Here is a 9,827-nt window from a genome sequence, read left to right on the forward strand (position 1 = left end):
CCGGTGGCAGCATCCCCCTTGCGCACAGCGCAGTCCGGAACAGGAGCGTGGTTCGATGAGTGATTCGATGACCGCTGCCGATGTGCGGGCGGCGCTGCGGGAGCTGGCGAATCCGGTCGACGCGACGAACCTGCAGCGGTTCTTCAAGACCGGACCGGGCGAGTACGCCGAGGGGGACGTGTTCCTCGGGGTCCGGGTCCCGGCGAGCCGCGGTGTCGCGAAACGCTTTGCGGCGCTTCCGCTCGGCGAGATAGACCGGCTGCTCGACAGCGACGTGCACGAGGACCGCTTCGTCGCGCTGGTGATCTTGAACGCGCGCTTCGCCGCGGCGTCCCGGCCACGCTTTTTCGACGACGCCGCCCGCGCGGCCATGGTGGAGTTGTATCTGGCGGCCGTGCGCCGCGGCCGGGTGAACAACTGGGATCTCGTGGACGTGTCCGCGGAGAACGTCGTCGGCCCCTGGCTGCTGGACAAACCGCGTGACCTGCTGTTCCAGCTGGCGCGGGCCGAGTCGCTCTGGGAGCGGCGGGTCGCGCTGCTGTCCACCTTCGCGTTCATCAAGGCGGGCGACGCCTCGACCACCTTCGCGCTGAGCGAACTGCTGCTCGGCGACCGCCGCGATCTGATCCAGAAAGCGGTGGGCTGGATGCTGCGCGAAGTCGGCAAGCGCGTCGACCGGAGCCTGCTGACCGAGTTTCTCGACCGGCACGCTCCGGCGATGGGACGGACCGCGTTGAGCTACGCGACCGAGCATCTGCCGCCGGAGATCCGCGCCGACTACCGCGCGCGATAAGTCACCGCAATCGATCGGCTAATGGTGCGAATTCGTGCGAACGCACAATTGCGTTCGAAATCCGCGTGCGTTCAGAACTGGATCTTCAGGTGGTCGGTCACCGGATGCGCCTGGCAGCCGAGGATGTAACCGTTCTCGATATCCTCCGGGTCGAGAATTTCGGCGTTGTCCATTTCGACCTTGCCCTCGAGCACCGTGCAGGCGCACGAGCCGCATTCCCCTTCCTGGCAGGAATAGGGCACATCCAAGCCTTTGGCCAGCATGATGTCCACCAGCGTCTGCTTGCGCGGCCATTTCAGCTCGTGCACCTCGCCGTCGAGTTCGACCTCGACGGTCGCCGCGTCGGCCGCCTCCTCGTCGGAGACCTCCACCGGCGCCTGGTCGGCGAACGGATCCCCGGCCAGGGAGTTGAACACCTCGGCGTGCGTGCGCGACCGGGGCACGCCCAACTGCGCGAGCGCGTCGTGCACCCGGTCCATGAACGGCTTCGGCCCGCACATGAACGCGTCGTAGCCGCGATACGGGGCGACGAGGGTGGCCAGCGCGTCGGCCGTCGGCAATCCCTGCAGGTACTCCAGCCAGTGGATCACGGTGAGGCGCTGCGGGTGCTTGTCGGCCAGCTCGCGCAGCTCACCGGCGAAGATCACCGACTCGTGGTCGCGGTTGGCGTAGACCAGCACGATGCGGCCGGTGCCACGGGCCAGCGCCGATTTGAGGATGGACATGACCGGCGTGATGCCGCTGCCCGCGCCGAACAGCAGCAGGTCCTCGTCCAGGTCCTTCGGGGTGAAGACGCCCGAGGGCGGCAGCACCTCGATCTGGTCGCCCGCTTTGACGTTGTCGCACACCCAGTTCGACCCGTAGCCGCCCTCGGTCCGCTTGACGGTCACCTTCGGGCGGTCGTCGGTGTGGGGCGAGCTGGCCAGCGAGTAGCAGCGCGCCACCGAGCCGGTCCGCTCGCTGGGGATACGCAGGGTGAGGAACTGTCCCGGCTGGTAGCGGAACTTCTCGGCCAGCTCGTCGGGAACGTCGAAGACCAGCGAGCGGGTATCGGCCGTCTCGGTGATGACCGCGGACACCCGCAGCACGACCGAGCGCGAGCCGTGGGGAACCTCGACAGTGGTCATGTCGTCCTCTCGAACCTGGCACGGGCGAGCCGCGACGCAAAAACTAGAACGTGTTTCAGTTTCATCGTACGTCGGGCGTCGCCTGGCGGACAAGCTGGGCTTCCAGACCGGCGATCAGCACCTCCATGCCGAAGTCGTAGGAGTACCGTCCGCGCAGGTCGCCGATGTACCGGGTGGCCCGCTCGACCACGGGCGGCAGCGTCACGTCGGCCGGCGCCGAGCGGTCGCGCGGGTTCACCCGGCTGCGGCCGAACAAGTAGGTGTGGATGGTCGCGTAGGCGGCCAGTATGTTGCGGTCGCCGAAGCCCGCCTCGTCGAGGATGTCCATGATCGCGGCGATCAGGTCGAGCTGTTTGCCGAGCATCTGCTCGATGAGGATGTCGCCGAGGCCGGGATGCTTGCGCAGCTTCTCGTCGATCTGGTCGACGAGGTCGCGCAGCCGGTGTTGCCACGGCCCGGATTCCGCTGGTGGAGTGCGCACCCCGGTCAGCGCGGCGCTGGCGACGAGGTCGAGCAGCTCCCGTTTGTCGGCGACGTAGTAATAGGGCGCCATCGGGGAGACGCCGAGTTCGCGGGACAGTCGCCGCATCGACAATTTCTCCACGCCGTCCTCGCGTACCACCCGCAGTGCGGCCTCGACGATCTCGGACTCCGACAGGGTTCGACTCGTGGCGCTCGCGGGCCCTCCGTGGTTACGCAAGCTTCCGCCTCCGGGCCTGGCGCTCGCACCCCTGTGTTCGACGTGCGGCGCTCCCGGGCCCTCCGTGGTTACGCAAGCTTCCGCCTCCGGGCCTGGCGCTCGCGCCGCGCGCGCTGCCGCCCCCGTTCGCCTGCATTCGTCCGACTCCCATGCCACCTCGACCACTGCGGGCGTGTGCCGCCCGTCACATTCTGTTCAGCTGCTTGCAATGCGCAGTCTAGAGCGCCGGGTATCGGTCCCGTCGCCGCCTGTTGCACTCGGCTCGCTGCCGAACGCCCCGGTCGAGCGTGTGGTGCGGCGGCCGGAGTCTCGGCTCCGCGGATTCGATGACTGAAACCTGTTCTTTTGTCAGTTGATGACGTTATTGTGTGAGGGCGGACCGCGCCGTGCAGTCCGCATACGGATCGTCCTCGCGGAGGTAGTCATGCCGGAATACGGGTCCATCGGACACGCGGAAACCGACAACACCGGACGGATGGAGACCGCCGCCGCGCGGTCGGCCGAAGAGGCGCCGCTGATCGAGGAGAGCCTGATCGAAGAGGTGTCCATCGACGGCATGTGCGGCGTCTACTGACGGGCGGACGACGATGCTGGATCTCGATACCCGCTGGCAGCTGCACCCGCGCGTGGCGCTGCGTCCGGAGCCGTTCGGCGCGCTGCTCTACCACTTCGGCACGCGCAAGCTGTCCTTCCTGAAGAATCCGCGGATCGTCGAGATCATCCGGTCGCTGCCGGAGCACGCGTCGGCCCGCACCGCCCTGCGCGCGGCGGGTGTACCGGAGGCGAGCACCGGCGTGTACCTGAAGGCGCTGACCCAGCTCGCCGAATCGGACATGATCGTCGGCGCGCCCGCCGGTGCGCCGGCATCGGCGGCCGGGACGCGCGAGCCTTGGGCGGGAGCGGTGGCTCCGTCGGACACGGCGGTGCGCCTGGTGGATCGCTTCGAGTCCGGCCTCGCCGCGCCGATCTGCCTGACCTGGGAGCTCACCTACGCCTGCAACCTGTCCTGCGTGCACTGCCTGTCCTCCTCGGGCCGCCGGGATCCGCGCGAGCTGAGCACCGAGCAGTGCAAGGCGCTGATCGACGAGTTCGAGCGCATGCAGGTGTTCTACGTGAACATCGGCGGCGGCGAGCCCACGGTGCGCCCGGACTTCTGGGAGCTGGTCGACTACGCGACCGCCCACCACGTGGGCGTGAAGTTCTCCACCAACGGGGTCCGCATCACGCCCGAGGTCGCGGCCCGGCTGGCGGCCAGTGACTACGTCGACGTCCAGGTATCGCTGGACGGCGCCGACGCCGCGGTCAACGACGCCGTGCGCGGCCCCGGCTCCTACGCCATGGCCATCCGAGCGCTGGAGAACCTCGCCGCGGCGGGTTTCCGGGACGCGAAACTGTCGGTGGTGGCGACCAGGCACAACATCGGACAGCTCGACCAATTCCGCGCCATCGCCGACAGGTACGGCGCCACCTTGCGGTTGACCAGGCTGCGGCCCTCGGGGCGGGGCGCGGACGTGTGGGACGAGTTGCATCCGACGCCCGACCAGCAGCGTGTGCTCTACGACTGGCTACTGCGCAACGGCGAGGGCGTGCTCACCGGCGACTCGTTCTTCCACCTGTCGGCTTTCGGCCAGGCGCTGCCCGGCCTGAACATGTGCGGCGCGGGCCGGGTGGTCTGCCTGGTCGACCCGGTGGGCGATGTCTACGCCTGCCCGTTCGCCATCCACGACCGGTTCCGTGCCGGAAACGTGGTGACCGACGGCGGTTTCGAAACCGTCTGGCGCTCCTCGGAGTTGTTCGGGGAGCTGCGCGAGCCGAGCGGCGGCGGTGCGTGCGCGTCGTGCAGCCACTACGACGCCTGCCGGGGCGGCTGCATGGCGGCGAAGTTCTTCACCGGGCTGCCCGCCGACGGACCGGATCCGGAGTGTGTGCAGGGCTACGGCGAGGCGGCGCTGGCCGACACCGGGCGGATGATCCCGCGTTCGTCGGTCGACCATTCCCGCCGGGTCACGCCGCGGGCGGGCGGGCGCGGGAGCGGGCCGGTCCCGTTGACCTTGAGCGCGACGCGCCCGGCCGGATTCGCGCCGGAGCGCCGCCCTGCGCGGGCCTGCGACGAGAGTCCGCTGGCATGACACCCTCCAGTTTGCCAAAAGTGTGCTGATAGTGCGGAAGTGGCCACTGTCCGCTCGTCCACCGGGTGGTAGCCGTTGCGTTGCCGGATGCTGGGGAATGGCGCCGGGCGAACTCTCGGCATCCGGTGCGGCGCGAGTCGGTTCCGGTGCAGGGCCGGTTTCGCCCGGAAATCGGCCGTTTTTTCCGGACTGTTGATGTCTACCCGCGAAAGTCCGCCTAGCATGCCAGGAATGCGCCATGATCGCCTGCCCGACGGATTCGGGGTGCGGATCGATCCTCGGGTACGCGCATACTCCGGCGGGCGGATCCTGATCGGCGGTTCGCCGGCCAGGTTGCTGCGACTTGCCCCGGAGGCCGCCGAAATGATCGGCGACGGGTACCTCGAGGTGACCGGCCCGAAGTCCGCCGTCGTTGCCAGACGGCTGCTCGACTCCGGAGTGGCCAATCCCCGCCCGCGGCTGCTGCCGTCGCCGGAGGACGTCACCGTCATCGTGCCGCTGCACAACAACGCCGAGGGGCTGGCGCGGCTGCTGGCCGCGCTGCGCGGGCACAACGTCATCGTGGTCGACGACGGATCCGACCAGCCGGTGCGGATCCCCCGCAACCGCGGCACCCGGTGCCGGGTGACCGTGCTGCGGCACGACCGCAAACAGGGCCCCGCCGCCGCCCGCAACGCCGGTTTACGAGCGGCGACAACCGACTTCGTCGCCTTCCTGGACTCCGATGTGGTGCCGCGCAGCGGATGGCTGGAAGTGATGCTCGGTCACTTCAGCGATCCGGGGGTGGCCCTGGTCGCCCCGCGCATCGTCGCACTGGACCCGGAGTCCACCGCGCTGGCGCGCTACGAGCACACCCGCTCCTCGCTCGATCTGGGCAGGCGGGAGGCCGCCGTGCACTCGCGCGGACTGGTGTCCTACGTGCCGAGCGCGGCGCTGCTGGCGCGACGCAGGGCGCTGTTGGAACAAGGCGGCTTCGACGAGTCGATGCACGTCGCCGAGGACGTCGACCTGTGCTGGCGGCTGGAGCGGGCGGGGTGGCGGCTGCGCTACGAGCCCGCGGCGCACGTGGCGCACGACCACCGGGTGTGCTTCCGCGCCTGGTTCGGCCGGAAGCTGTTCTACGGCACCGGGGCCGCGCCGCTTGGCGAACGGCACGCGGGCACCGTGTCACCCCTGTCGGTGCCGTCCTGGACGCTGCTGGCCGCGTTCCTGTTCGCCACGCTCACCAAGTGGGGACTGTTCGGCGGCATCGTCACCCTGATCACCGCGTTGGCCCGGTTGCGCCGCGTCTTCGCCGGACTCGACAACTCCACCCGGATCGCCGCGATCTACCTGGCCCGTGGTTTCTTCGCCGGGCTCTGGCGCCTGGCATCGGCGATGTGCAGGCACTACTGGCCGATCACTCTGCTGGCGATGGTCTGCTCGCGGCGCGTCCGGCGCATCGCGATCACCATGGCCGTCGCGGACGGCTTGGCCGATTGGTTCACCCACCGCGACGCGGGCGGTCTGGATCCCGTGCGCTACGTGGTCTACAAGCGCCTCGACGACATCGCCTACGGCACCGGTCTGTGGCTGGGCGCGTACCGAGCGCGCAGCGTGGAAGCGCTGAAACCCACCACACCGTCGCGCTGATCGACCTGGACCACCCGCGATGACCTGGATCTTGCCCGCACCCTCGCCCAGCCGCCGCCCCGCGCCGCGGACCGGGCCGAGAAACTGAACGGGAGTCCGAATGGCCGACACGCTCATCGTCGGGGGCGGTACCGCCGGGTGCGTTCTGGCGGAGCGGCTGAGCGCCGATCCGGCACAGACGGTGCGGTTGCTGGAGGCGGGTCCGCTGTGGACCGGCCTCGACGCGATGCCCGCCGAGTTGCTGGACGCGGCGGCGCTGCCGATCGGCCCGGAGGCGGGGTGGCTGTGGCGCTACGAGGTCGTTCTCGCCGAGGATCCGCCGGTGCCCGGAACGATCGTGCGCGGCAAGCTGATCGGCGGCTCGGGAGCGGTCAACGGCGGCTACTTCGTCCGCGCCCCGGCGGCGGATTTCGACGCCTGGGGGCGGGTGCTCGGCGGCTCGGACAGCTGGTCGTTCGAGTCGGTGCTCCCGTACTACTGCCGGGTCGAGCGCGACCTGGACTTCGGCGATCGGCCCTGGCACGGTGCGCACGGCCCGATTCCCGTCGCGCGCACGTCGGCTCCCGCCCCGGTCAGCGCGGCGTTCATGGACGCCTGCCGCGCCGCCGGGTTCGCCGAGGTGCCCGATCTCAACGCCCCGGACAGCGGGGAGGGTGTCGGCCTCGTGCCGTGCAATTGCGACGGAGGGAGACGGATCGGCCCGTCGATCGGCTATCTGCTGCCCGCGCTGAACCGTCCGAATCTGACCGTCGCCGGCGACACGTTCGTCACGCGCATTCGCTTCGACGGCACCCGGGCGGTCGGCGTGGAGTGCCTGCGCGACGGCGAGAGCGGCGTCGAGTGGGCCGATCGCATCGTGCTGTGCGCCGGGGCGATCGAGTCGGCCGCGCTGCTGCTGCGCTCCGGCATCGGCGACCCGGGACAGCTTCGCCCGCTGGGCGTCCCGGTGGTGCACGCCGCCCCGGTCGGCGCCTGGGTCAGCGACCATCCGGAAGTGGGGATCGCCTACCTGCTCGAGCTGGCCGAACCGCCCGCCGTCCCGCTGGAGACCGTGCTCGAGCTCGACGACGTCGAAATCCGTCCGTACGCCGTGTCGTTCACCCCTGGCGTGCACCGGCTCGGCGTCACGCTGATGCGCCCGTGGTCGGCCGGAGTGCTCCGATTGCGATCGGCCGAACCGGACGTGGCGCCGCTGATCGATTACCGCTACCTCACCGCCGAGCCGGATCGCGCGCGGCTGCGCGACACGGTGGCGACCGCGGGCGGCCTGCTGCGAGCAATGAATGCGCGGCCGGTGGATCCGATACCGCAGCCCGGGGAACTCGACGCGTGGTTACGCGCGAATCTCGCCACCTCGCAACATTTGTCGGGAACCTGCCGGATGGGCCGGGCGAACGATCCGGCGGCCGTGGTGGACGAGTTGTGCCGGGTGCACGGCGTCACCGGGTTGTCGGTGGTGGATCTGTCCATCGTGCCCGTGCCACTGAGCCGCGGACCGCAGGCCACGACCATGATGATCGCGGAAAAGGCGGCCGCACACCTCGCCGAGTGAAGTGAAGGACGGTTCGGTCACAATTTTCCGGGATGCGCACCGGGTGTGACCTGGCGGACAAAGCCGAACATCGGCCGTTACCGCCCTATCGGCGCCGGTACAGTTTGGGGCGGAAAGAAAGGCAAATGGTCAGCAACATCGCAGGTGGGCGACCCCCACGGCCGGGCGTCGAGCCGGGCGCCCAACTCGGTGCGCTCGAAGCCTACGCCGCGCAGGCGCACGGACATCTCAGCGCGGGCGGCGATCACCTTGCCCGGCTCGCCGGTTTGCTGCGCCCTGCCGTACTGGAGTCCTGGCTGCGCAGCGTGCGCGGCGGCGTAGACCCGATGGACGCCGTCGACGGCCGCGGTCTGCGCGGCGCCGATCTGCAGCGTTATCTGCAAGCCCATCCGATCGCCGCGCTGATGCCGCTGATCGACAAATTGCTCGTCCAGGACACGGCCAGAACGGGTTTGATCGTCGTGATCGCCGATCAGTTCGGCCGGGTGCTCTCGGTGCACGGCGGGGCCGAGCAGGTCGCGGCCGCCGCGGAGATCGGCCTGCGCGCCGGCGACGACCTCAGCGAACGGCGCATCGGCACGAACGCGGTCGGCCTGGTGGTGCGCACCGGGCGCGCCGCGTGGATTCACGGCCCGGAGCATTTCCTGCATCGGATGCACCAGCTCACCGGCGCCGCGGCGCCGGTGCACGATCCGGACGGCAGGCTGGTCGGGGTGCTGATGATCGCGGGCGGTGTCCGTGTGGCGAAGCCGGAGATCCTCGCCCTGGTGAAAGCGACCGCCACGGCCGCGGAAATGGACTTGCTGCTCACCGCCATGCGCGCGGGGGAGCGCGGGACCGACGGTCGCGGGCGGCGCGACGCCACCCCGTCGCATCCGGTGGGCCGGCTCGGGCTCGACGTGCTGGGGCTCGGGCAGCCGCAGTTGAGCGTCGCGGACGATCGGGTGCCGTTGTCCCAGCGGCACGCCGAGATCCTGCTGCTGCTGGCCGAACATCCGGAAGGGCTCGGCGCCGATCATCTCGCGCTGCTGCTCGACGACACCGATCTGGACAACGGCACCATCCGCGCGGCCGTGTCCCGGTTGCGGGCGGTGGTGGGCCCGAGTGTCTTCGGCTCGCGGCCCTACCGTCTGTGCGTTCCGGTCGCAACCGATGTGGAGGCGTTGCGCGCCGCGCTCGATTCCGGCGATGTCGATTCCGCATTGCGCCTTTACGCCGGGCCGGTGCTGCCGCGCTCGACCGCGCCGGGAATCATCGACATCCGCGACGAGCTGCGAGTGCGATTGCGCACCGCCGTGCTGGGGTCGGGCGATACCGCGGTGCTGCGCCGGTGGACGGCGGGTCCGGAGGGGCGCGACGACGCCGCCGCGTGGGCGGCCTATCGAGCCACGGTGGATCGGGACTCGCCGCTGTATGCGCAGATCGAGGCCAAGATCCGGGTGCTGGATCGCCGTCTCGGCGCCGATGCAACGCGAATGCAACGTTTCGGCTCATAATCTGCACAGCCATCGGCGTGGCAGCGCGTCGCCGCGGTCGCGCGCCGCTCGCGCAGAGCGGTGTGCCCCCGACTTCCGGCCCTGGTAGCCGCGTTGGACATCCGTCCAGAAGTTTTTAGTGCAAATAGTTCCTTTTTATTAGCGAAGCGCCTAATGTTCGCACTGCACGGATGAGGACCGTGTGACGTAGCTGACATAGCCGTGGCGCCCGCTCCACGGCGATGACGTTGGAGGATTGGCGGCTTTCGCGCGAGTGCGCCTCGCACCGCTCGCGCTCTCATCGAATCGCACGTGGTGGTCGACGCCATGCGCCCGGCTTGGGCAGCCGGGTGCGGCGGCTGCTTCGTGCTGCCCAAAAGCGTTCGGACAGACGTTGTTCCGCCGGGTAGGAGGCTCTG

8 protein-coding genes are annotated in these 9,827 nt (G+C 69.8%); 6 read left to right on the plus strand and 2 right to left on the minus strand.

Annotation, left to right across the window (positions count from 1 at the left end; genetic code table 11):
* Positions 1-55: 55 nt before the first annotated feature.
* Positions 56-793 carry a DNA alkylation repair protein gene (locus QMG86_RS02210; RefSeq protein WP_281877361.1) on the plus strand — a complete coding sequence of 246 codons (738 nt, stop codon included), beginning with the start codon at positions 56-58 and terminating at the stop codon, positions 791-793.
* A gap of 71 nt (positions 794-864) precedes the next feature.
* Here the strand turns inward: QMG86_RS02210 and QMG86_RS02215 are convergent, their stop codons facing one another.
* The gene (locus tag QMG86_RS02215; protein ID WP_281877362.1) at positions 865-1,920 is read right to left on the minus strand and encodes a ferredoxin--NADP reductase; all 1,056 of its coding nucleotides are present in this window, start codon (positions 1,918-1,920) and stop codon (positions 865-867) included.
* Positions 1,921-1,981: 61 nt separating this feature from the next.
* On the minus strand, positions 1,982-2,620 hold the full coding sequence (gene mftR2, locus QMG86_RS02220; RefSeq protein WP_281877363.1) for a mycofactocin system transcriptional regulator MftR2: 639 nt from the start codon (positions 2,618-2,620) through the stop codon (positions 1,982-1,984).
* A gap of 475 nt (positions 2,621-3,095) precedes the next feature.
* Here mftR2 and mftA point away from each other — a divergent pair, with 475 nt between their 5' ends.
* From mftA to QMG86_RS02245, 5 genes are all read left to right on the plus strand, one after another.
* On the plus strand, positions 3,096-3,194 hold the full coding sequence (mftA, locus tag QMG86_RS02225) for a mycofactocin precursor MftA (RefSeq protein ID WP_195085775.1): 99 nt from the start codon (positions 3,096-3,098) through the stop codon (positions 3,192-3,194).
* A 13-nt stretch (positions 3,195-3,207) separates the two neighbouring features.
* Complete coding sequence (mftC, locus tag QMG86_RS02230) at positions 3,208-4,749, plus strand: mycofactocin radical SAM maturase (RefSeq protein WP_281877365.1); 1,542 nt, start codon at positions 3,208-3,210, stop codon at positions 4,747-4,749.
* A 231-nt stretch (positions 4,750-4,980) separates the two neighbouring features.
* A complete protein-coding gene (mftF, locus tag QMG86_RS02235; RefSeq protein WP_281877367.1) occupies positions 4,981-6,381 on the plus strand; it encodes a mycofactocin biosynthesis glycosyltransferase MftF in 1,401 nt (466 codons plus the stop codon).
* Positions 6,382-6,481: 100 nt separating this feature from the next.
* Positions 6,482-7,933: a mycofactocin dehydrogenase MftG gene (gene mftG / locus QMG86_RS02240; protein ID WP_281877369.1), complete on the plus strand. Its 1,452-nt coding sequence runs from the start codon at positions 6,482-6,484 to the stop codon at positions 7,931-7,933.
* Positions 7,934-8,058: 125 nt separating this feature from the next.
* Complete coding sequence (locus QMG86_RS02245) at positions 8,059-9,429, plus strand: GAF domain-containing protein (RefSeq protein WP_281877370.1); 1,371 nt, start codon at positions 8,059-8,061, stop codon at positions 9,427-9,429.
* The last annotated feature ends 398 nt before the right edge of the window (positions 9,430-9,827 follow it).

Origin of the sequence: Nocardia sputorum, from assembly GCF_027924405.1 — a bacterium.
In the GTDB taxonomy this organism is placed as follows: domain Bacteria; phylum Actinomycetota; class Actinomycetes; order Mycobacteriales; family Mycobacteriaceae; genus Nocardia; species Nocardia sputorum.